This is a genomic window from Treponema sp. OMZ 305, assembly GCF_024181325.1.
Lineage (GTDB): Bacteria > Spirochaetota > Spirochaetia > Treponematales > Treponemataceae > Treponema.
Genome location: NZ_CP051300.1, coordinates 2,222,145 through 2,246,148, shown reverse-complemented (window position 1 = coordinate 2,246,148; position 24,004 = coordinate 2,222,145). Strand labels below are relative to the sequence as shown.

The 24,004-nt window shown below is 46.3% G+C and carries 20 protein-coding genes; 6 read left to right on the top strand and 14 right to left on the bottom strand.

The window, feature by feature from the left end:
• Positions 1 to 10 precede the first annotated feature (10 nt).
• Positions 11 to 628, top strand: coding sequence for a DedA family protein (locus ABK01_RS09850; protein WP_212565280.1), 618 nt, complete (start codon positions 11 to 13; stop codon positions 626 to 628).
• Between the two features lie 32 nt (positions 629 to 660).
• Positions 661 to 1,377, top strand: a complete 717-nt coding sequence (locus ABK01_RS09845; protein ID WP_253675505.1) for a potassium channel family protein — start codon at positions 661 to 663, stop codon at positions 1,375 to 1,377.
• 12 nt (positions 1,378 to 1,389) lie between these two features.
• Here ABK01_RS09845 and ABK01_RS09840 read toward each other — a convergent pair whose 3' ends face one another.
• The 12 genes from ABK01_RS09840 to ABK01_RS09785 all read right to left on the bottom strand — a co-directional run bounded on the left by ABK01_RS09840 (position 1,390) and on the right by ABK01_RS09785 (position 14,758).
• Positions 1,390 to 3,213 carry a putative ABC transporter permease subunit gene (locus ABK01_RS09840; RefSeq protein WP_253675504.1) on the bottom strand — a complete coding sequence of 608 codons (1,824 nt, stop codon included), beginning with the start codon at positions 3,211 to 3,213 and terminating at the stop codon, positions 1,390 to 1,392.
• A 315-nt stretch (positions 3,214 to 3,528) separates the two neighbouring features.
• Positions 3,529 to 4,455 carry an SAM hydrolase/SAM-dependent halogenase family protein gene (locus ABK01_RS09835; RefSeq protein WP_253675503.1) on the bottom strand — a complete coding sequence of 309 codons (927 nt, stop codon included), beginning with the start codon at positions 4,453 to 4,455 and terminating at the stop codon, positions 3,529 to 3,531.
• An 86-nt stretch (positions 4,456 to 4,541) separates the two neighbouring features.
• Positions 4,542 to 5,285, bottom strand: coding sequence for a hypothetical protein (locus tag ABK01_RS09830; RefSeq protein WP_253675502.1), 744 nt, complete (start codon positions 5,283 to 5,285; stop codon positions 4,542 to 4,544).
• Between the two features lie 175 nt (positions 5,286 to 5,460).
• The gene (locus ABK01_RS09825) at positions 5,461 to 5,850 is read right to left on the bottom strand and encodes a thioesterase family protein (protein ID WP_212565277.1); all 390 of its coding nucleotides are present in this window, start codon (positions 5,848 to 5,850) and stop codon (positions 5,461 to 5,463) included.
• Positions 5,851 to 5,868: 18 nt separating this feature from the next.
• Positions 5,869 to 6,723, bottom strand: a complete 855-nt coding sequence (locus ABK01_RS09820; protein WP_253675501.1) for a carbohydrate ABC transporter permease — start codon at positions 6,721 to 6,723, stop codon at positions 5,869 to 5,871.
• Positions 6,720 to 7,634 (bottom strand): carbohydrate ABC transporter permease, encoded by a 915-nt coding sequence (locus tag ABK01_RS09815; RefSeq protein ID WP_253675500.1) that lies wholly within the window; start codon positions 7,632 to 7,634, stop codon positions 6,720 to 6,722. Before ABK01_RS09815 ends, ABK01_RS09820 begins: the two co-directional genes overlap by 4 nt.
• Positions 7,635 to 7,802: 168 nt before the next feature.
• Positions 7,803 to 9,080, bottom strand: coding sequence for an ABC transporter substrate-binding protein (locus ABK01_RS09810; protein WP_253675499.1), 1,278 nt, complete (start codon positions 9,078 to 9,080; stop codon positions 7,803 to 7,805).
• Between the two features lie 60 nt (positions 9,081 to 9,140).
• Positions 9,141 to 9,935 carry an alpha/beta hydrolase gene (locus ABK01_RS09805; RefSeq protein ID WP_253675498.1) on the bottom strand — a complete coding sequence of 265 codons (795 nt, stop codon included), beginning with the start codon at positions 9,933 to 9,935 and terminating at the stop codon, positions 9,141 to 9,143.
• Between the two features lie 93 nt (positions 9,936 to 10,028).
• Complete coding sequence (locus ABK01_RS09800; RefSeq protein ID WP_253676611.1) at positions 10,029 to 11,204, bottom strand: iron-containing alcohol dehydrogenase; 1,176 nt, start codon at positions 11,202 to 11,204, stop codon at positions 10,029 to 10,031.
• Positions 11,205 to 11,325: 121 nt separating this feature from the next.
• Positions 11,326 to 11,688 (bottom strand): SIR2 family NAD-dependent protein deacylase, encoded by a 363-nt coding sequence (locus tag ABK01_RS09795; protein ID WP_253675497.1) that lies wholly within the window; start codon positions 11,686 to 11,688, stop codon positions 11,326 to 11,328.
• 60 nt (positions 11,689 to 11,748) lie between these two features.
• Positions 11,749 to 13,464, bottom strand: a complete 1,716-nt coding sequence (locus ABK01_RS09790) for an ATP-binding protein (protein WP_253675496.1) — start codon at positions 13,462 to 13,464, stop codon at positions 11,749 to 11,751.
• A 406-nt stretch (positions 13,465 to 13,870) separates the two neighbouring features.
• Positions 13,871 to 14,758 (bottom strand): fructose bisphosphate aldolase, encoded by an 888-nt coding sequence (locus tag ABK01_RS09785; RefSeq protein WP_253676610.1) that lies wholly within the window; start codon positions 14,756 to 14,758, stop codon positions 13,871 to 13,873.
• A gap of 117 nt (positions 14,759 to 14,875) precedes the next feature.
• On the opposite strand from ABK01_RS09785, the gene ABK01_RS09780 reads away from it, so the two are divergent.
• From ABK01_RS09780 to ABK01_RS09770, 3 genes are read left to right on the top strand one after another with little or no spacing between them, the layout of a single operon-like run.
• Entirely contained in the window at positions 14,876 to 18,475 is a 3,600-nt protein-coding gene (locus tag ABK01_RS09780; RefSeq protein WP_253675495.1) for an alpha-amylase family glycosyl hydrolase, read from the top strand.
• A gap of 34 nt (positions 18,476 to 18,509) precedes the next feature.
• Complete coding sequence (locus ABK01_RS09775) at positions 18,510 to 19,544, top strand: FAD:protein FMN transferase (protein ID WP_253675494.1); 1,035 nt, start codon at positions 18,510 to 18,512, stop codon at positions 19,542 to 19,544.
• Positions 19,541 to 20,368: a TIGR03943 family putative permease subunit gene (locus ABK01_RS09770; RefSeq protein ID WP_212565270.1), complete on the top strand. Its 828-nt coding sequence runs from the start codon at positions 19,541 to 19,543 to the stop codon at positions 20,366 to 20,368. The genes ABK01_RS09775 and ABK01_RS09770 overlap by 4 nt, the downstream gene beginning before the upstream one ends.
• Positions 20,369 to 20,378: 10 nt before the next feature.
• Here ABK01_RS09770 and ABK01_RS09765 read toward each other — a convergent pair whose 3' ends face one another.
• Complete coding sequence (locus ABK01_RS09765) at positions 20,379 to 21,041, bottom strand: tetratricopeptide repeat protein (protein ID WP_371922046.1); 663 nt, start codon at positions 21,039 to 21,041, stop codon at positions 20,379 to 20,381.
• Positions 21,042 to 21,133: 92 nt separating this feature from the next.
• Positions 21,134 to 21,937, bottom strand: coding sequence for a MetQ/NlpA family ABC transporter substrate-binding protein (locus tag ABK01_RS09760; protein ID WP_253675493.1), 804 nt, complete (start codon positions 21,935 to 21,937; stop codon positions 21,134 to 21,136).
• A gap of 216 nt (positions 21,938 to 22,153) precedes the next feature.
• Between ABK01_RS09760 and ABK01_RS09755 the strand changes: the two genes are divergently transcribed.
• Positions 22,154 to 23,974, top strand: coding sequence for a phosphoenolpyruvate carboxykinase (GTP) (locus tag ABK01_RS09755; RefSeq protein ID WP_212566598.1), 1,821 nt, complete (start codon positions 22,154 to 22,156; stop codon positions 23,972 to 23,974).
• Positions 23,975 to 24,004: the final 30 nt, after the last annotated feature.

Sequence of the window (24,004 nt, the reverse complement as noted above, 5' to 3'; positions counted from 1 at the left end):
GATTGTTTCAATGTTTCATACAATTGCCGCGTGGATAGGGCAGTATATTTCTTATTTTCCGTTGGTTATTTTTATCAGCTTGCTTCTCGGAGGATTTAACCTTCCGATTTCGGAAGATATCATTGTTATTACTGCAGCCTTGCTCTGTAAACAAGAGAAAGCATCTATTCCTGCCTTCTATGCTGCTCTTTATTTTGGAGCAGTGATTAGTGATTGCCTTGTGTACTTTTGGGGATGGCTTTTAGGGAGGGGCAGGATTTCCAGCAGATTCTTTTCAAAATTGATAAGCGAAAATAGTGTCATTCGTATTTCCCGTGCCCTTAACCGGCACGGTTTTTTTACCTTTTTGTGTGGACGTTTTATTCCTTTCGGTGTACGTAATATTATTTCAATGACATCCGGCTTTGTCAATTTTCCGTTTTATAAGTTTGCTTGTTTTGACGCTATTGCAGCGGTCTGCAATATTTCGGCTTTATTCTGGCTGGTCTACTTTCTCGGGCAAAGGGGCAGTCATTTTATGAAGATTATCGGAATTGTGCTTTTACTGCTTTTTATCGGCTTCAGTATTTATGTTATGCGATCGGAAAAAATCTTTAAATCTTCACAAAAGGGGCATAGCGCCGAATGATGCATAATATGTATCGGTAAAGAGGAGACAGTATGAATAGATTCGCAATTATCGGTTTAGGCGCGTTCGGTGTCCGTATGTTGGAAGAACTGCTCCGTTTTACCGATGAAGTTATCATTATTGATAAGGATCCTAATCTTATTAAAAAGTATGAAGGCAAGGCTGTTAAAGGCTCTGTCGTAAATATCACCGATGAAGAGAGTCTCCGTAGAAATATTCCTCAAAGAATCGGTACTGCGATTGTTGATCTGGGCGGTAGAATTGAGCTTTCGCTGATGGTAACCAAATATTTAAAGCAGCTCGGCATTAAAGAGATTGTCGTAAAGGCCGAAACCGACCAACATGAGAATTTGCTGTCCATGGTCGGGGCAACCAAGGTGATTTTTCCCGACCGTGAAGCGGCAAAGCGGGTTATGCCGATGTTGGCATCAACTTTGTTGTTGAATTTTCTGCCGATTTCAGCGGATCTTGCACTGGCGGAAGTAAACATTAATGAAAAATATATCGGCATGACGCTCCTTGAAGCAAATTTACGGAAAGAACTCGGCCTCAATATTGTGGCAGTACGCAAGCAAGATTCTGAAACTTTTGAGTTTATTGAACCTGACTATCGGTTTGCCGCAGATGATATTCTCCTTTTAGCAGGTTCGGAAGAGCATATCTTTGCTTTCTCTCATCATAAAGAAGATTTACATAAAAAAGAGCATATAAGTCTTTTCCGTATGCTCTTTCCGCGTTTTCAGCTTTAGATTTTTCGTAATCTAAATTTCAATCTCATTCATTTTCCGCTCTGCGTAGGGCCAAAAGAAATGTGCCATAATGCCGCTTGCGAGCAGCGGAATACCGCTAAAACACAGCAAATAGCAGTGCTGCGGCATAGACGTCAGCGTTGCTGCCGTTACGGTGATGCTTAAAAGCAACAGGTCGGAACATAGCATGATGATAGTGTTCAGATTATGCTTAACTGCCGCTGCGGGTGTGTCCCAGTGGAGCTTTGGATGCGCGGTATCCAGCATCAGCGCAAGTAGGTTGCAGAACAGGGCGAGCGAGAGCGCGATTATAAACGCAGCGATAGCGGTCAATGGCGTTAGCGAAAAAAGAAGTGTAATGCCGCCAACCCCAATGAAGGAGCCGATACCTGCAAAGAGCATTGCATGTGCGAGCTTAGCCTGCATATACCGCTTTATCGAAAGGGGAAGGCTTTTTATCAGATTGAGGTTTTTTGCATCACGGGAAACGGCTGTTGCCGCGATGCCGGTTGCCGAGCCGAGAAAAGCGCCGCATACTCCTGCAATCACAAGCCCCGCACTGCTTTGCATAAAGACTTCCGTTCCTGCCGGTAGGTGAAGCGAGCCGGTAAGATACATAATGCCGTAGATGAGCGGCAGCAGTATGATGGTAAAAGGTCCGTTTAAAAGGTAGGCAGGCTCGCGGTTCATTATATGGATTTCCCGTAGCAGCAATGTACTAAAGACTGAACGGTGCTTAAACCCGCTGTGGATTAAGGTTTTTGTTTCTGATGCCGTAAGCCGCTTGAAGGTCTGTTCATCAAATCCATCCTGTGTTTTTTCATACACCGCTGAAAGCAGACCGATTATTGCTGCGGCTACGGCAATGCAGATTGTGATAAACAACAGAAAAGAACCGGCCGCTGCGGAAAAAGAACCGGCCGCAAGGGAGTCTGCAAAAAAATGCACCGGCAATAAATAGTGTATCAGTGCGGAAATGCGCTGCCGGTAACGCGAAAGAGTGCCTGCTAAGTCGGGAACGTCACGCAGCATATTAACCGATTGTACAAAATAGTTGATCCCAAGCGCCATTGCAATGCCGAGCAATCCGGTAATCATCATCACGAATCGACGCTGCTTAAAAATCTTCGTTATCCTCATGACACCGATATTGATTAGATAGCACAGTCCGATAATCGGCAGCGGAAAAAATACAGCGCCGATCAGTGCCATTGCATAGAACGAGGCAGGAGAATATTCATAACGTCCATACGTAACAGCGGTAATCCCGAAAAAGCTTATCGAAATAATCATGGCCGGTAAACAATGGGCAAGGAACTTTGCACTAAACAAAATACGGGACGGAATAGGCATCGCCCGCAGTGTTTGTTCGATGTTACCGATAAAGTAAGTAGAAAGAGTCAGTAAAAAATTAGAAATAAAGAGAAATACAAAGAGCGCTGTTATTTCGATTTCAAAGAGGAGATGTTGCATCCCCAATGGCTGTAAGCTCTTGTAGAGATTTACCGTGATCATCCTGAATAATGCGATAAAGCAGCCGCCGATGTATATCAAAAAAAGGATAAAAAGGCCTGTCTTAACGATAGATGTATTTTCTCCTGTGCTACCGGCAGTAGTGCCGGTAGTTTCTTTGCTTGAGTTATTTTCGGCGGCTGCTTCCGGAATGTTTTTTACCGCTTGCTCTTGTTTGTTTTGGCTGCCGCGGTGAGTACGGTTGTTTTTCCCCCTGATAAAATCTTGCCACCGGCTGATACCGAATACCATCATCGCATAGATTCGGAATAGGGACTTAAAAACAGCAATATATCGTGTGTCGGTTTTGTTTTTTTGATGCATATATGTATATCCTTGCCGTTATTATAATAGGGTTATCACTTTTCTGCAATTTAGCGTCCCGATGAGATCAGGGATTTACCGATGCGTTGACTTTGTATGGATTGGAGTAAAATAAGAGCATGAATATTATACGCGGCAGTACCGCTACTTAACATGAGTGTTCGGAGCAAAGGACATCCGCTAGCAGGAAAATCAACAACCATGACGCAGAACGGCGGGGGATTAAACGCTCCGCACGAATAAAAAGGCGGCAGTCTATTAGGTCTTATCGGATAATACGGCGCAGTAAATGCGCCGTATATTTTCAAAAGGATGTTATTTTGTAACTTTGGTGATCGTCACTGTCCATTCGCCGCCGTATTCGATTTTATGCACGGCTGCAAAATTATCCATATTTAATGCCATCGATAAGCAATCGAGGCTATTGTAATACAGCAGCGGCTTTCCGTCGGGAACATCACCGAAACTGTTCACATACGGCATAGAGCCGGTGTATACTTGTTTTCCGTTATTGAATACCGTTACCTGCACCACATCATTGACGGCTAATTTTAATGCATCCGCTGTTTCACGGCTGATATTTGTCCACACATTCCCATACTGGACATCGAGGGCGGGGATAGTTCCTAACAGTGAACCGTTATCAAAACGAGGCTTTTCGTAAGGAATACGGACAATCTCTTTTTTTGTGGATCCTACCTGTTCAAAACTGATAATTCCTCCTGCGAGCCGTGCGCCGGTAAAGGCATATACATCGCGACCGTGGAAGGTGTAGCTCTTTTCGGAGTTTTTCCGGCGGTTTACCGCTTCATCGATTAAACGGACTTCCGCAATTCCTAACCGGTCTGCAACAAGCGTAAGTGTTCCATTGTCAGGGGTAACAATATAGTGGCCTGTCTTAGTCTTTAAGACAACCGAATCGCGGTCGGTACCGACACCGGGATCAACTACCGATACAAAAACCGTACCTGCCGGCCAGTATTCTACCGTCTGAAAGAGCCGATACGCTGCATCCCAGATACTGTAAGCCGGTATTTCGTGGGTAAGATCATACAGCGGAATCGCAGATGATTGTGTAAAAGCGACACCCTTCATTGCGGAAACCGCGCCGTCCTTTAATCCGAAGTCCGTCTGAAATACCAACGGCCGAGAATTTCGGGGCGTTCCCGCACAGCCGGAAATACCGATTGCGATTATCAGCATACCCGCTGCAGCCAAACCGAATAACCTTTTATTGCACATAATTCCTCCTATAAAACCAACTTTGCTTTTGCAAACTTGGTCTCATTAACTGGTGGATAAGGATGTCCATCAGTTAATGAGGGCTTTTAAAATTCATCAAAAGAAACGTCTTCCTGCTTTACAGGTGCATCGCTTCCTTCAGGGGTATTCTCTATGTTTTTTACAGTTGATGTATTTGAATCGAATACATCGTATTTGTCATAGTCGGCTTTTAATTCTTCTACAAGTTGTAAAAGCGCTTTCTCGTCCAATGCTTTTAAAACATCCTGACATTGTGCGGGTGAAATTGCAATTCGTATGGCGGGGCTGTTTGCACCGTCGCTCGCTTGCGTTGTCGCATTAGCAAGAATGAAATACGGTCGCTGCGGAGTAATAAACTGATAATCGAACCGCAAAGTAGGGCGCGCTTCATGTGCTCCACCGAGTAGACCCCATGTCATTAAAATATCAGTTTTTCCGAATGCTCCTTTTTTCTTTGCACCTTCAGGAGTCAGTGTTTTATCTGCGAAGGCTGCGAGGTATTGTTCAATAGCATCCCGTAGAAGTACACGCTCTTTCTTTTTTAAGGAAATCCAAATATTATCTCCCATCATTTTATGATGGAATTTAACAGTGTTGGTTGACGGTTCAAAAACAAAGCTGATGTCGCGTGGCAGTAAATCGTTGGAATAACGTTTTACTATATTGAGATGCAGTACACCTAACGACTGAACCGGATAATTGCCGAGGAAGTCGGGATCATGCTTTTTTGACGTAGAGGCACAGGCACCGCTCAAAAGGACAATACCGAGCGTTGCAAGCAATAAACACAGGGGGATAATACGTTTCATAATAACTCCTATAAAAACTTGAGCTAAAAAGCTATGCAAGGATTAGTTAGACGGCACTTTTTAGCATATCTTTTTATCCCGCATTGTACGGAAAACATTCTCTTAATGCAAGGTCTTTGCATCGATGTCACAGGGTAAACGCATCAGGTGAGTAGGTAAAAACCAGTGAATATCATTATGTGCTGCAAGCTCGGAGTTTTTCCATAAAGCGTTTTTTATTGACAATTGCCCGTACATGGGTGCCGCTGCCGATAATTCCTCTATCGTTTGATACTTCCGCTTTAAAAGTTAAGAATTTTCCATTCTCACTGATGTCTATCAGTTCGGTATGGACATACACTTTCATCCCTTCAAGGGTTGCCGCGGTATGTTGAATGTCAACTTTTACGCCGACCATCGTATATCCTTCTTCTAAGAACGGAAGGACGCTGAGTGCTGCAGTCCGTTCAATTTTTAAAACCATGTTCGGCGTCGAAAACACCTCAAGCGTGTCGTCACCGTCTTGACTGGCCAACATTTCTTTTGTAACGGTAAAGCAAGTATCTCCTTTAATTCCGACTTTCATATCAACCTCCTACACCTACTACTTTATTGCACCGGCGGTCATTCCCTTAATAAAATACTTACTCATAAATAAATAGAGAATCATCATCGGTAAGATGGCTACAGTTAATCCGGTAAAGAGGAGCGTCCAGTTGGTACTGTGCTGACCGAAAAAGGTACTGAGGCCGACCGGTAGGGTTTTCAAACTTCTATTATGTAAAAAGACGAGCGGGAAAAAGAAGTCGTTCCAAATAGGAACCGCATTGTAGATGGTTACCAACGCAATCCCGGGTGCGATGACCGGCATCATAATTTTGCTGTAAATTGCAAAGTCGTTACATCCGTCGATTCGCGCAGCATATTCAAGGTCTGCCGGAATAGCCTTAAAGAAACCGGAAAGGATAAATATCGTCGAGGGAATACCCATTGCAGTAAAAATGAAGATAACCGACAAAAAGTTATCCATAAGCCCAAGTTTTCTGATAATCATAAAAAGCGGGATAATAGCGGCTTTGAGCGGCAGCATAATACCGCTTAAAAAGATCATATACAACAGGGTATTCCCTTTGAACACGTAGCGGCTGATAGCATAAGATGCCATCGAACCGAACAGCAGCACTAATACCATAGAGGATACCGTTACGATGATGCTGTTGAGAAAGAAGGTACTGAACCCCATATCAATCCAAACCCGTTTGTACGAAGAAAAATCGGGATTTGCCGGTAAGGCGAACGGGTGTTGGAGAATCTCCCGTGTGGGTTTTAGCGAGGATATGACCATATTAAAAAGCGGATACGCAATCAAAATAACATAGACAATCATCAGTATTAAAATACCGCCGATTACAAGGCTCTTTATCGGAGAGGCAGTTTTAATGCGCCAATTCATGTTCATACCTGTGTCTCCTTTGCTTTTCCGATTGCGACGGATACGAGCGAAATACAAAAGGTCATAATGTAGATTATAACAGCGATGGTACTGCCGATACCGATTTCGGGGTTACCCGTATCGACCGAACCGAAGGCTGTGCGGTAAAAAAGCGTACCGATGGTGTCGGTGCTGTAGTTCGGTCCGCCGCCGAGGTCGGTCATGGTGTATATCTGTTCAAAAACATTTAAGCTGCCGATGACGGTTAGTACCGTGATAACCGTTATGGATGGAATGATGAGTGGAAATATGATTTTCCAAAATAAGCCTACTTCGCTTACGCCGTCTATGTATGCGGCTTCGATACAGCTTTGATCGATTGAGTCGATGGCTGCAAGGAATACGAGTGAAGGAAAGCCTACCCAGCGCCAAATGTTGGTTGCGATAATGGCAAAGGTTGCCGTGCTTTCATCGCCGAGCCATGCCCGCCGGAGAGAGGAGAGGTCGATGAGGTTCAAAAAGCTGTTGACAAGTCCGTCGCTCTTTAAATACATACCCCACAAAAAACCGACCGCTACAATGGAAAAAAGTACCGGTATAAAAAACACGCGCTTAAAAAAGCCATGCCCTGCAATCTTTCTACTTAATGCATACCCGAACAGCAATCCGAGGCTGTTTTGAATGAGCATCGTACAACAGAACCAGATGCCGTTGTGCTTTAACGCATTCCAAAAGCGTTCATTATACGGAAAGGTAAAAAACAACTTTTTAAAATTACCCAATCCGGTGAACGAGCCGCGGAGTAGCTGATTCCAGTCAAAGAAACTGTTGAACAGGCTCATAAAAAGCGGCAGTAAAATAAAAACGCTGACAATGAGCAGCGCAGGCGTTACGAAAAACGCAATCCATAAAAATTTACTTGTTTTTGACGTTATCATACTGTTATATTACCCGGAGCAATCGCATCAGACTCCTTTTTAGTAGCCCCGCAGAATCAATGGGTTGTTCAACCAGAATTTCGCCGCTTCGCGGCTCAAATGGTCTCACAGCCCATTGATTCTGCGATATTCATCTACATACCGGTCTGATTCGATTGCTCCGAACGTTTATTGTTGAAAAGGTTTATAGTAGGTAGCGATACCGGTTTGTACGTTCTTACAGGCTTGTTCTGCAGTTAACGTACCTGCCAAATACCCCTGTCCTGCGGCCTGCCACAGTGCCGAACCGGTCGGCTGCTCATAGCGGAACGGAACGAGGAAGATATAGCTGGTGCTGTTTTTCATCATCGTGATGACTTTTCCGACAAACGGATCCAACGAGGTATCAACACCAGGGGTTGAGCTGATCATTTTAAGATCGGAGATCAACATATTGCCTACCTCGGTAGATCCGAGAAATTGCAGGAAGGTGAGCGCCGCTTCTTTATGCTTGGTTCCGGCATTGACTGCCCAGTTCATATCGGCATAGAAGGTAACATACTGTTTTCCTGCCGTTGTACCCGGTACGGGGAACGCATCGAAATCAAGGGAAGGATTGTTCGCCTTAAAGGTACCAGCTTCATACGAACCGCCGATCATGTGTGCGGCCATTTCGTTCATAAAAGCGCCTTGAATGTCGGTATAGCCGACACCGGTGAACAGTTCCGGCATATAGGGGCGTAAGGCGCCGATTCTTTTAACCGCATCGACAAAGCGGGGATCTTCGAAGGTGGTTTTACCGGCAACGACTGCATTGAAAAAGTCGTTAGCGCCGTAGAAATTGGGGCCGACGCCTCCTAACAGCGTTTCTACCGTCCATCCGTCTTTTGAACCGTTTGCAAGCGGGGTAATTCCGTTCTTCTTGCATACTTCAAGATTGGAAATAAATTCATTCCATGTTGTCGGAACTTTTAATCCGAGTTTTTTATAGATGGCTTTGTTGTAATAGCAGAAGATCGCTTGGCTTAACGCAGGTAGACCGTATATTTTTCCGTCTTTAACGCTCCGTGCTCCCTGCTTTGCCGGTTCGGAATAGTCTTTTAAATTGGGGATAAGGTTGTCGAGCGCAAGGAGATATCCGCTGTCCGCAAGGGTCTGTAAACCGCCGTAGGCTCTGCCCATAAAGACATCCGGTCCGCCGCCGCCTTGCAGCGATGCGCTTACAATCGTGTTGTACTCGGTGTTTTTGATGGCGGTTTGTTTTACGGTGATGTTCGGGTGCTTTTTTTCAAAGGCTTTAATCACCTTTTCATAGAATTCGACATCCTCGGTACGCCATGTCCAAAATTCCAGCGTAACTTTCTCGCCGGAACCGGTGCCTTTTTCATTTGAACCCATGGCTGTTAATGCCAACGGTGTCAAGAGAAAAAACGCTGCCAAAGCTGCAATGATTTTATTTTTCATCATTTGCCTCCTTTTTTTAGGTATCTCTAAAAATTCGGTTGGATTTTTAGAGGTTTTCCTATTTTAACCGATTTTAAAAAAACGGTTAATAACCTTTTTAATTCCGCTGTCCCACAGCGCCCATTCGTGCCCACCTGCGCTTTCTTCATAATAATGCGCGATGCCGTTTTCCAGTAAAAAACGGTGGAAGTCGCGGTTGACACCGATTAAACTGTCCGATGTGCCGCATTCAAGGGAGAGCCGTGGGTATACTTTTCTTTGCATAGATTTTTTCATTTTGAGTACCGCATTTTTATACTCGCTTTCCATATTCTCTATGCTGCCGAATATGCCCTCTGCCCATTCGGGGGTAAAGACGGGATGTTCGGGTGAAAGCTGCTCCCGCGTCAAGAAAGCGGAGGAAATGCCCGCGGCGGCTCCGAAGTTTTGCGGATACAAACACGCTGCTCGTATCGCTCCGGCTCCTCCCATCGAAAGTCCCGCGATAACGGTATCGTCCCGCTCCGCTGAAAGATGAAACAGTCTCCGTGTCAGTCGTATCAGCTCGTCCCCGGCAAAGGCGCCATATTGCTGCCCGGGAAGTTTACCGTCGATATAAAACGCATTTTCCGCCGCCGGCATGATGACGGCAATATGCTTTTCCGTTGCGTAGCGCCGTATGTTTGTGAGCGTGAGCCAGTCCGTATGGCAGCCGTATAACCCATGCAGCAGATAGAGCGTTTTGAGCGGACGGTTTTCCTGCGCCTGCGGCTTGTTACCGGAGGCATCGGGTGCGCTGTCCTCCGCCGGAATAATTGCGCACAGTGAAACCGGACGCATAAATGATTGTGCAAAAACTTCGGTATAAACAAGTGCCATGGTACTTTTCTTATCGCATCTAAAGCTTAAGGAAACTGTCTAAAAACTTCAGTTTTTGGACAGCCCCATTTTCCTATCATTTTCAAATTTTTTTTACAGCGCAGCCTTATAAATTGCAAGAACATCAGCTGCCGTTAAGGTTTGGAAACCGCGGATTTTTCCGCTGCGGCTCCGGTGCATCACAGCAGCTTCGGCCATCTCTTTAAGATGTTCTTCACCGATCCCCACTTCGTGCAGCGTCATCGGGATACCGAGCGATGCAAAAAATTCCGACGTCTTATCGATGGCGGCATTTGCCGTTTTATAGACATCCGCGTCTGCGGGCAAGCCCCACACATTAATGCCGTATTCGGCAAGTTTATGCACGGTATTGTCGTTCAGTACGTGCCGCATCCAGTGAGGGGTCAGGATTGCAAGCCCTACTCCGTGCGTAATGTCGTAAAAGGCGCTCAGCTCGTGTTCCATCGGATGAGCCGACCACATCGTCATTTTTCCGCAACCTAACAAACCGTTGATTGCCCATGTTCCTGCCCACATCAGATTGGCGCGGGCGTCATAATTATCGGGTTCCTTTAGCGCAATGGGACCGTAGTGAATACAAGTTTTGAGTACCGCTTCGGCGAATCGGTCTTGTAAGTAAGCCCCATCGTCCAATGAAAAATAACTTTCAAAGGTATGGCTCATAATATCCGCAGTACCGGCAGCCGTGTGCGCTTTGGGTACCGAAAAGGTGTAGCACGGATCCATCACGGAGAACTTAGGCATTACAAGCGGAACTTCAAAGCCGAGCTTTTCCTTGGTTTTAAAGTTGGTAATAACGGCGCCGCAATTCATTTCGGAACCCGTCGCTGCAAGGGTTAAGACAGTACCGAGCGGGAGAACTTCCGTTGCGGATGCTTTCCGGGTAACAATATCCCACGGGTCGCCGTTATAGTGGGCACCGGCAGCGATTGCCTTAGCACAATCGATGGAACTTCCGCCGCCGACAGGAAGGATAAAATCAAGCTTATGTTCCCGTACCAGTGCGATTCCTTTTTCAACTTCTTCTATCCGCGGGTTGGGAGAAATACCTGACAATTCCGCATAAAAGATACCTTTTGATTTTAACTGTGCGGTTATCGTATCGTAAAGCCCGATTTTCTTGATACTTCCGCCGCCGTAACAAAGCAGCACTCTATTGCCGTACTTTAGTATTTCATCGGCAAGCCCTTCGACACTGCCTTTCCCGAATAGTATTTTTACCGGTACATCAAAAACAAAATTGAACATCATAGCCTCCCTCTGGCAATCTTTTAGTTAGTATAGTGAAATAAAGTTTATCATAGATTAGATGATTATGCTATCCTGCGGTATTTTCCATGGTTTTGTAGTTTTCAGCTATTTTTAAAAGTTAATGCTGTTCTAGCAACTCCTTTATCACCTCACCGATATCTCCGTTGATGCAAATCGAACGCTGCTCGATTTCTTGCGGGGCAAACGCCTCTCCGTAATTGATGCACACGTAGACCGACTGCGGATTATGCGCCGCCATGTGTTGGAACGGATATTTGATAATCCCAGGAGTGTTTGCTCCGACGCCAAGTTCTAAAAAGAGGATGCGGCTGTTTTTGTATGCCGTAAGAAAATCGGCATAGCGTTGAGCAGCAGCTTGCCAACCGGCATCTTCGACAAACGTGTCATCAGCCCGCAGATTCATACTCATCGGTTTGCCACATACCGGACAGTACGGAATCAATTCTTTCGGAATCTTCATATCGTGCTGTTGCTCATACATTGCCCGCACCAAATAATTGGAATCAATCGCCTCTGCAATTTATTTTTCAAGCACCTCGGTTTTCCAATCCTTAATCGTCCTCGTTTCTTCACTGAAGCTCGTCCCAATCAGCACAATCTTTTTTCCCTCTGTCTTATACTTTGCGATGTAGTTTTGCTTTTGTATTTGCGCGATTGCATCTTCCGCACTGCCATTTCCGGAGAGTTTAAACTCGAAGATATACACAGCATCCACTGTTTGTACAATACAATCAGCCCGTCCTGTCGAACACTGCACTTCCGTCTGCACAAACTGCCCCATCAGTGCAAAGATAAGGTACACCGCAGTCTGATAGTTTTGCTCCCGCAGCTTGCTCAAAGATGTACATCCGTGTACATCTTTGAGCTGCAAGTTTGCATGGCAAACTTGTTTCTGCATGGAACCATCGCCATCCATGGCGATTCTGATTGTGAGGTTTCCTTCGCTAATATCATACGGTATGCTTGAGATAATCGCTTGCATCCGTTCCATAAAAGAGTCAACTTTCCCCTCACGGATGTCTTGTACAAACTGCCATACCGACTTGCCTGTATCACCGAGCGGTAAACCTGAATACGCTGGTAAAAGATTATGCAAAAAACCGTACCGTACCTCATTATTCGGAAAGCCCAGCCGATACAGCCGTACATCTTTTATATATTCTTTGATAGTCAGGTATCCCGCTTGAAACAGAATAGGAAGCGTATCCTGTGCTACCGCCCGATAGGTTTGCAAGCCTTCTTCATCAAGTTCAATATTTCCATCCAAGTCAGGAATAAAGTAGTGTGCTTCTTTGAGGTAATTGACCAAAAACGTCGGCGTTCCCGTTTCAAACCAGTAGCTTCCGAATCGCTCCTTTGCAAACGCATTTAATAAGCTAAACGGATTATACATGCCTTCCCCTGCAGGTGAAAAACAGTATCCGTCATACCATTGCTGCAAGGCGGTCAATGTTTCCTGATAGGTTAAGCTTTGCTCATCGGCAAGCACTTGTATTTCAGGTTGAAAATTTGCTTCCAATTCTTTTTGGGTGATTCCGCAAATGCCTGCATAGTGTTTTTCCAGTGATATATCCCGGAGATTATTCAAATCGCTAAAAATACTGATTTTGCTGAATTTGGTAACGCCGGTGAGAAAGGCAAAGCGGATATATTCATCGCAGGTTTTAATGACGGAGTAAAATGCTTTGAGTTCGTTTCGGTATTGCTCATTCAATGCTTCATTTACACCCATCGTTTGCAAAAGCGGTTTGTCGTATTCGTCTACCAGAATAACTACTTGCTTGCCGGTCTGCTGATATGCACGTTGTATAATCCCAGCAAAACGGAGCGCAAAGTTTTGTTCAGATGGTTTAGAACCATAAAGCTCTTCCCATTTGCATAGATGATTATTGAGATTGATACTCAAATCATCAGTGGCAGCATAGTTACCGGTATTAAAGTCCAGATACAATACCGGATATTCCTGCCATGCACTTCGGTTTTCTTGAGCAGCCTGTTCTTCCTCAGCTTTTTCGGGGTACAGTCCTTTGAATAGCTCTTTTTGCCCGAGAAAGTACGCAGATAATGTAGAGAGAAAGAGGCTTTTTCCAAACCGCCGCGGACGGCTAAGAAAATAAACACGACTGCTTGTTACTAATTGAGTGATATACTCCGTCTTATCTACATAGAGATACCGGTCATTCCGTAACACCTTAAAACTCTGTACGCCGACCGGCAATTTTCGTGGAAAGCTCATACAGTAACTATAGCAGGATTTGTCTTCTCTGACAATTTCGATGTTTCTCCCAGCTCTTTCTAAAAGTCAAATGGCATAAAAATCGGTACGCGGTCGGAAAGAACAGGCATTAGTATATGATAATCTAGAACTTTCTGCATGAATAGCGGTTCCAAACAAGTATCAACTTATGTACCTACTAACGCAGAACACGTTTCATAGCGTTTTTTCAGATCAAAAGGATGGAAGAGCGCAATTCATGGAGATGTCCCAAAAGTTGGTTACTTTCGGGATATCCCCGTCGAGTTTAAAATTAAGTCTTTATACAGTAATGACTTAATTTTAAACGTCGCATCTAAATCTAAGGAAACTGTCCAAAAACTGAAGTTTTTGGACAGCCCCATGAATTGCTTATGCGGCAGGTCGATTATGTAATCGAAGCGTCGTAGATACTCTTAATTGCAGTGGAAAGTGTTTTGTCAAATTCTTCTTGCGACTGTTGTGCGCGGAGATCTTCAGCAAGGGCACGGGAGAAGCTTGCAATCATGCCGTGGTTCTTTGCCAGCAAGGCATTGGCCTCTTCTCTGCTGTAACCGCCTGAAAGTGCAACCACACGTACAACTTGCGGATGATCGATAAATTCTTTATACAGATCTGCCTGCGTCGGGATGCTCAGCTTGAGCATAATCAATACATCCTTCGGCAATTTTGCAATGTGTTCGCGAATTTCCGTTTTGAGGATATCTTCGCATTTTGCTTTATCGGGGCTGTGGATATCAACTTCCGGCTCGATAATCGGGATTAATCCGTGCTTTGCAATCTGCAGTCCGATTTCAAACTGTTGGTCGATAACTTTTTTGATGCCGGAAGGATTTGCTTCCTTTATCACCGATCGCATTTTTGTTCCGAAGATATGCTTCTGCACAGCGCGCTGTAGTAATGCTTCCAAATCGGGCATCGGCTTCATTATCTGAACACCTTCTGCTAAATCGGCAAGACCTTTATCAACTTTTAAGAACGGAAGAACACCGCGCTTATCCCACAGGTAATCTGCCGTCGGAATGCCTTCAATATCGCGATCCATCGTTTGTTCAAAAAGAATAGCGCCGAGGATATGTTTTTTATCGAATTCTTTGCTGGTGATAATCCGTGTGCGCATGGCATGCACCATATCAAACATCTCTTTTTCATTTGAGTAGGCATCTTTCCCGATACCATAGGCAGCTAAGGCCTTAGGCGTACTACCGCCGCTCTGATCAAGGGCTGCGATAAATCCTTTACCGGTGTGCATCCGTTCTATTTTTTGCTTGTCCATCATAAAACCTCCTGCAAAATACTATGGCAATAGTATATCCGATGACAGCAAAAAACGCTAGCCTAGCTTCACATATTCGGATTTTCGGCATATAATTAGCACATACGAGGATAATATATGCAAAAAGTTTATACCGATAGTTTTTTCCAAGTTATGGAATTTCATATCCATCGCGATATACGTGAAAAATGCCGGTTTTCAAAGACGCTTTTTTCATCTACCGGAAACGTTATAATACGGAATATCAACGATATTTATGCCTTTACTTTTCAATATAACGAAGTCGTCGAGTCGGGTGCATTCGGAATGCCGGTGCGTGCCGAACAGTATTTAAAAGCAGGTCAGCTGAATGCGATGGGGCTGATTGACGAAATATTCCATTATATGTGCCGCCTCTACCGGCGGGATGTACGCGCCGATTTTTTTAGCAGCGGGTATGACTTTGTGCAAGCGGAACTCGCAAAAGAAAAGCTGCCCGACCTCGACGATTTATTACTCGAATTTTGTACCGAATTTCCTCCTGCCGAAGTGTACGGTGGGGCAATGACCGTCGAGGATTGGTTCCGCAATACCGAGCCGGTATCGGGTATCGAAAATAAATACCGTGCTTTTGAAGAATTGATTCTTTGTAAACTGGCAAATGAGAACCCCGCATTTCAACCTTTTTATCCGCTTTTTACCGATGAACAGCTTGCAGCACATCCTTCGTATAATTGTTTCTGGAATAGTCTTTGCGAATGGTCGTCTCAAAACGAGGTGTTCGGGCCTGAAAAAATCGATCTGATTTCGTTGCTTAAAGCTCCCGTTTCTTATGCGCCGTTTAGCTTGAAGGGGCAGCTTGAATATATCAAAAAACATTGGCTCGGCTTACTCAGCGAATTTATCGGAAGGCTTTTAACAAGTCAGGACATCCTTTCAGAAGAAGAGAAAGCTGCATGGCAGGGCGGCGGTGGCGGAGCCGAACACGATGCGTATCATTTTGAAGAGCTGACGCAGGAATATGAACGCTTTAGCGCCGATCGTGAATGGATGCCGAATGTTGTGATGATTGCGAAAAGCACGTTGGTGTGGCTGGATCAACTCAGTAAAAAGTATCAGCGGTCTATCACTCGCCTCGATCAAATTCCCGATGAGGAGCTGAGCTTTCTTGCAGAAGCGGGCTTCAACGCGCTGTGGCTTATCGGAGTATGGGAGCGCTCCCCTGCAAGTGCGCGGATTAAACAGATATGCGGAAATCCTGAAGCGGCGGCAAGCGCCTATAGTTTGACGGATTATGAGATAGCCGGAGATATCGGCGGCTGGGAAGCGCTTGAAGATTTACGCAGGCGTGCATGGGCGCGGGGTATTCGGCTTGCCGCGGATATGGTGCCGAATCATACCGGCATCGATTCAAAATGGGTCATTGAGCGGCCTGATCTTTTTATGCAAACCCGCGAAAGCCCTTTCCCGGGCTATAACTTTGACGGGGAAAACCTTTCTCACGATTCCCGTGTCGGGATTTACCTCGAAAACCACTACTATTCAAAAACGGATTGCGCGGTGGTGTTTAAACGGGTTGATCACTATACCGGTGATACACGGTATATTTACCACGGGAACGACGGAACGGGGTTGCCGTGGAACGATACCGCGCAGATTGACTTTCTCAATTCTGAAGCTCGGGAAGAAGTTATTCGGAAGATTTTGCACGTTGCGCGGAATTTCCCGATTATCCGCTTTGATGCGGCGATGGTGCTGGCAAAAAAACATATCCGGCGGCTGTGGTATCCGGAGCCGGGCAGGGGAGGGGATATTGCAAGCCGTTCCCGCTTTGCACTTTCTACGGTAGAGTTCCAAAAGCGGCTGCCCGAAGAATTTTGGCGTGAGGTGGTAGACCGCTGTGCAGTTGAAGCGCCGGATACCTTGCTGTTAGCCGAAGCTTTTTGGATGATGGAAGGCTATTTTGTCCGCACGCTCGGAATGCACCGTGTGTATAATTCCGCATTTATGAATATGCTGAAAAAAGAAGATAACGCAAAGTACCGGCTGACCATCAAGAATACCCTTGAGTTCGACCCGCAAATATTAAAGCGCTATGTTAATTTTATGAATAATCCCGATGAAGAAACCGCCGTAGCGCAGTTCGGCCGGGATGATAAATACTTCGGCGTCTGTACGATGCTGGTTGCGATGCCGGGGCTGCCGATGTTCGGGCACGGGCAAATTGAAGGCTTTGAAGAAAAATACGGTATGGAATACCGCCGCGCTTATTACGATGAGCAGGTGAACATCGGTCTTGTGGAGCGGCACCGTCGGGAAATTTTCCCGCTGATGCGGCAGCGCCGTTTGTTCTCCGGTGTAGAGAATTTCCTGCTCTATGATTTTTGGACGGACGGGCAGGTAAACGAAAATGTCTTTGCGTGGTCGAACGTGTACGGCGATTCCCGTTCTCTCATCCTCTATAACAACAAATATGAACGGGCTGCAGGCTGGATCAATATGTCCGCCGCTTATGCCGTTAAAGGCTCCGGTGATGAAAAACAGCTGGTGCAACGGACGCTTGCGCAGGGGTTACAGCTGACGGTTACCTCGAATCGGTTTGTGATTTTTCAGGAGCAGCATTCAAAATTGTGGTTTATCAGAAAAAGCATTGAAATTGCGGAGCGCGGTTTGTTTGTCGCCTTAAACGGTTTTGAAACGCAAGTGTTTTTGAATATTCATGAGGTAACCGACACTCCGGATGAACTATATCGGAAACTGTACGAAAAGCTCAAAGGCAGCGGGGTTGCGGATGTCGCAATGGGTATCAACGAGATCAAATTTAAAAAGCTCTACGATTCGCTTACCGCATGTGTGTCAAAAGAAGTGCTGCAAGATTGTATTCAACTGGTAAAGGATTGTAAGCATACCGAAAACCGACACGCGACGGAAGCTCATATCCAATCGTTTATCAACAAGCTTGAACCGTTAGCCGCTGCTTTCCTGACCGCTTTAGATGAAACATATCGTAGTAATCAGGCCGAGCAATTTCTCGCGGCAGGGATTCCGGCAGCTAAAACATCCGTCAAGCGGTTGTTGACGCTGTTCCGTGCACGTATGTACCGGTTGCTCCTCTGCGCCTCAGGTTTACTGATACAAGAAATGCCGTTGACTGCGGCAACCTCTGCCGTAACCGTATTTATTCATAAAATGTGCGGAACGGCCTCTCAGCTTTTCGTATCGTTCGGTTCGGTATTTTTGATGGCTGTTGAAGATATTGCCGTTTATTACAAGATGGAGGAAAATATCGGAAGGCTTTTTGCCTTTTTGCACCTCGAAGAAAAACTTACGACGCTGATTCGTTCGACCGGTTTTGATATCGATCCTATTGAAAATAAAGCCGATACGGTAAAGTACCTCTATTATGTGCACAATGCCCGCGGAAAAAAATCTATCCGTCGAACCGGTATTGTCCATCGGATGGCGCAGGATCCCAATGTTATTATCCGTCTCCATATTCACGAATGGGACGGCATTAAGTGGTTTAACCGTGAAGCGGCGGAATTGATTGCCGACGATATGGCAGCGATGCTCTTTCTTTCTGCCGCACGGCCGGTTACACAGGCAGAGTGCATTCAGAAAACGGCCGCTTCAGTAGAAAAATACTGCCGCTTTGATGCGGAATTTTCTGAGGCAATCCACAAGTCGGGATACCAAGTAGATCGGTACCTCAAGCTCTTTGCCGGTACGCTAAAGTAGTGCGGTTGATTCGTGCAAGGTATGTGAAATCAAAATGAAAAAGTATTGTTTTTTTCTCTTATTGGTGCTGACGCTTGCTTCCTGTGAGCCTGCCGTCAGAAAAGAAAGTCGCACCGTGTTTGCGCTTGGTACGGTGTGCAGTATCCAACTATTTACGGAAAAACCGCAGGCGGAAGCCGACGCCGTATTACAGACCTGTACACACCGGCTTGAAGAGCTGGAACGGCATTTAAGCGCAAATGCCGAAATCTCCACGCTTATCGATATCAATAAGGCGTCCGGCGTCTCTGCGGTTAATGTACCGGCGGATATCTATCCGCTGTTTGAACGGGCTGTTTTTTTTGCCGAAAAAACGGATGGCGCCTTTAATCCCGTGATCGGCGGGGTTGTGAAGCTCTGGAACATCGGCTTTGAGAATGCACGGAAGCCCGAAGATCGGGATATTCAGGCGGCGCTTTCTCGTACCGACTATAGGGATATACAGCTGACAGGCTCAGCGGTTTTTCTTAAAAAGGCAGGGATGAAGCTTGACCTCGGGGCGATTGCGAAAGGGTTTGCCGCCGACGAGCTTACCCGTATTGTACGGCAGGCTGGGATTTTACACGCCGTAATCGATATCGGCGGTACTATTTCCGTTGTGGGAAAGCGGCCGGACGGCAAGCGCTGGAATATCGGTATCCGCGATCCGCGTGTTCAGCAGGGGCAACCGATCATTTCCGCCCCGATTGAAAGTCGCAGTATTTCCACGTCCGGCAGCTACGAGCGGTATTTTGAGCAGGACGGCGTCCGCTATCATCATATTATCGACCCTGCAACCGGATATCCGGTACGGAATAATGTGATAGCGGTATCAGTTTTTTCCGATTCGGCAACCGACGCGGACGCTTTGTCGACGGCATGCTTTGTGCTCGGCTATGAGAAGGCGGTAAAGCTGCTTGCGGAAATCCCCTGTGCGGAAGCGCTCTTTATCTTTGGCGATAACAGCGTCCGTACAACCGGCAGCCTTGAAAAAAATATTATGATTTTAAATTCCGCTTTCCGCTTTGTGGACAGGGAGTCGTCTCTATGAAAATTATAAAAAAAAGTACCCGCGTGCAAGATATTTTACAGGTGGTAATCCTTTTCGGTTTTGCGCTGTATTGTACCGGTGTTGTTGTTTCCGGCTCGGCATACCGCTATGTGCATGAGCGGCACGTCCCCATGCTGTTGTTTTCCGCAGCGGTGTTTTTTATTATCGGTGTGCTCAAACTTAAAAGCGTTATGCAGGGGTTGCAACCGCATACCTCATTTTTTAATAGCGGATATGCTGCTGTTTTTGACCGGTTTGAGGGAGGAAGCCGTAGCGGGTACGCAGGTGTTTTCGGTCTTGCTGTTTTCGCCGTTGCCTTGGCCGGTATGGTTTCCGCTGCAAAAACCGGTATTGCATTTTCTCAGTTTTCGTATGCGGATTCTTTGGGCACTCAATATACTGCAGCGCCTCCGGCTCAGACAGCTCTAAGTCGAATTGCCCCGCCGCAACTGCCGCTGCAAGACGGACGCATCATTATGGATGACGACACGTTTTCTCTGTGGCTTACCGAACTCTATACCAAACTTGATAAATGGGTAGGTACGGAAATTACGGCAGTCGGCTCTGTTTGGAAAGACAGCGAATTATTTGAGCAGCATGATTTTGCCTTAGCCCGTATGATGATGACGTGTTGCGCTGCCGATATGCAGCCCGTCGGGTTACTTGCGCAGTGGAGCGGCGCTCAGGAACTAACCGACGGCGAATGGGTGGAAATTACCGGAACGCTTTCAAAAAAACCGTATAAAGCCGGATTTGACCCGTACATTATCGTAGCGTCCGTAAAGAAAGTTGATCCGCCGGGGCGGGAATACATTTATCCGTAATCGGTATTTTTTAAAGCTGTACGCGGGCAAGCCCTTCCGCAGCCTCTTTATAATCCTTCCGTATATTGAGCGCTCGTTGAAAGGCTTCCCGTGCGCTTCGTTTATCCCCTGCTTGTTCCCGGGCAAGACCGAGCCGGTACCACCACAGCGAATTGGATGGTTCCAAATGTACCGCCGCAGAGTAAGCGATGTCGGCTTTTTGGTAGCGCTTTGTTAAGCGGTAAATGTCGCCGGTATAAAAATAGGCAACGCTTGCCCGCTCTCCGGTAGGCGCCATGTCGATATAGCGTTCCATTTGACGGAGCGATTCTTTATAATCATTGAGATAAAAGTGAGCTTCGCCTAATGTTTCGATTATGCGTACATCTGATGCAATTTTGAGCGCTTCGTTGCAGGCAGCTACCGTTTCGCGGTATCTATGAAGGCGGAACAGCGACCACGTATAGACGGTGTAGGAGTCCATATTGCGCGGGTTTTGGCGGAGTTCGGCAAGACAGACACTGACTGCCGCTGTGTATGATGCTTTTGCTTCCTCCGCTCGTCCTGCGCTGTCCAAGCTGCGGCCGGTACGGTATAATTTCAGCGCATCCGCCTTTTCTTGTGCATAGATTACTCCTGATACGCACGCTAATACCGTAAGGATTACCAAAGCGCGTTTTATAAAACTATACATTTTCTGTTGTATGTTCATTTTATCAACCTCTCTTTCGTAGGGATTGAAAAGCCTCTAAAAATCAATATTTTTAGAGGCTTGTAATTACATTCCTAGAATGCCGGAACAACCTCACCGTTAGGATATTTTTCCATAATATACTTACGTACTTTATCGCTTTGCAGCGCTTTTATCAATGCTTTGATGCGCGGGTCGTTCTCGTTTCCCTGTTTAACCGAAATGACGTTTGCATAGGGAGAATCTTTTCCTTCAACAAGCAAGCCGTCCTTTGCGGCGGAAAGCCCCGCAGGAATAGCATAGTTTCCGTTGATGACGGCGCCTTCAACATCTGCAAGCACGCGTGGAAGTGTGGCCGCTTCAATTTCCTTAAACTGTAAGCTGTAGGGATTTTTGGTAATATCTTGCGGAGTAGCCGCTAAGCCTGCATCCCCGCGCAAGGTGATAATATGAGCGGATTCAAGCAATAGAAGCGCACGGGCTTCGTTTGTCGGATCATTCGGGATGGCAATGGTATCGCCGCTTTTAAATTCTGAGAGGTTTCCGTATTTTTTTGAATACAGCGCAAGCGGCTCAATATGAACGGTTCCTACACTAACCAGATGGTAGCCGTGTTCTTTGTTGAAGCTGTCCATGTAGGGAACATGCTGGAAGAAGTTTGCGAATTGTTCGCCCGTTTCAACCGCATCGTTGGGGGTTACATAGTCGGTAAACTCGGTAACCTTGAGCGTAATATTTTCCTTTGCAAGGTCCTCCGTTACAAGCTCTAAGAGCGCTTTATGAGGTTCCGGACTTGCAGCGACAGTCAAAATATTTTGGCTGTTTTCTTTTTTTGCACAGGAAATCGATAAACTTGCGCAAAAAACTGCACCAAACAGGAATGTAAGTAGTTTTTTCATGGGCAAATCTCCTTTCAATTGGAATGACCGGTAGATTACTATATATCTTTAAGCTCTGTCTAGGGCGATAGAAAGTTAAGCAGTAAAAACTGCTGTTGTTAAAAAGAGCTGTGCAAAGAGAGAAAAATGTTGCAGAAACCCGATATTTCGATTATCATCTATAATATAAATATAAACTCAATTATAACCGAATGTGTTAAGTATTGGAGGAAAACGATGACAATAGATACGCTCAAGCATGTAAAAGCACGTCAATGGGTTGATGAGGTGGCGGCGTTGTGTACGCCGGATAGCGTCTATGTGTGTGACGGTTCGGCAGCCGAGTACGACCGGTTGATGAAAAAATTGGTTGATGTAAAACTGGCAACGCCCGTAAAAAAACGAAAGAACAGTTTTTTATTCCGCTCGGATCCTTCCGATGTTGCGCGTGTGGAAAGCAGAACATTTATCGCTTCAAAAAAAGAAGAGGATGCCGGCCCCACAAATCACTGGACTGACCCCGTTGAACTCAAAAAAACGATGAGCGCTCTGTATAAAGGGTGCATGAAAGGGCGAACCCTCTATGTTATCCCCTTTTCGATGGGACCCGTCGGCTCCGATATTGCAAAAATCGGTATCGAAATTACCGACTCCGAATACGTTGTCTGCAATATGTATATTATGACACGGGTCGGCACAAAGGTACTCGATGCGCTTGGTTCCGACGGCGCATTTGTTCCCTGCCTGCACTCGGTCGGAAAGCCGCTTGAAGCGGGCAAAACCGATAACGGCGTATGGCCCTGCGCTCCGCTGGAACACAAATATATTTCTCACTTTCCGGAAGAGCGGCTGGTCTGGTCGTATGGCTCCGGTTACGGCGGGAATGCCTTGTTGGGTAAAAAATGCTTTGCACTGCGTATCGCTTCCGTGCTGGCGCGGGATGAAGGCTGGCTTGCCGAGCACATGCTCATCTTAAAAATAACCAATCCCGAAGGAAAATCAAAGTATATTACCGGAGCCTTCCCCTCCGCATGCGGTAAAACGAACCTCGCAATGCTTATTCCCACCATCCCCGGATGGAAGGTTGAAACCGTTGGAGACGACATTGCATGGATGAAGTTCGGCAAGGACGGTCGCCTGTATGCCATTAACCCCGAAGCGGGCTTTTTCGGCGTAGCGCCGGGCACTTCCGACCAATCCAACAAGAACGCAATGGAATCGATAAAAGAAAATACCATCTTTACCAACTGCGCCTTGACGGAAGACGGCGATATATGGTGGGAGCAGATCGGATACCCTGCGAAGGGCAAGCTCGTGGACTGGAAGGGTAACACCCGCGATGCGCTCCCGACGGATAAAAGCCCGAAAGGCGAAGAATTTGCGCATCCGAATGCCCGTTTTACCGCGCCTGCCAAGCAATGTCCGGCGATTGCAAACGAATGGGAAGACCCCAAAGGAGTGCCAATTTCCGCATTCTTGTTCGGTGGCCGTCGCCCCAGCACCATTCCGCTGGTACATCAATCCCGCGATTGGAACCACGGCGTATTCCTCGGATCCATTGTCGGTTCCGAAATTACCGCCGCAGCGCTCGATTTAAAAGTCGGCAGTATCCGCCGCGATCCGTTCGCCATGCTCCCCTTCTGCGGGTACAACATGGGCGACTACTTCCAACACTGGATCAACATCGGTAAAAAATCGACGGCGGACAAATTGCCCAAGATTTTCTACGTCAACTGGTTCCGCAAAGATTCTGACGGCAACTTTATCTGGCCCGGCTACGGAGAAAACAGCCGCGTGCTCGCATGGATATTCGACCGCTGCGACGGCAAAGACAATGCCGTAGAAACCGCTATCGGTTGGATGCCTAAAGACGGTGCGATCAATACCGAAGGACTGAACGTGTCGAAGGAACAGATGAAGGAAATCCTTTCGGTAGATGCTGAAGGCTGGAAGAAAGAAATTGCGGATATCCGCGAAAATCACTATCCTAAATTCGGCAATAAACTGCCCAAAGAGCTTACCGAAGCACTGAATACGCTGGAAAAACGGCTCGGCTAATCGTACCTATTTTGTAAAACTGCCGCACAA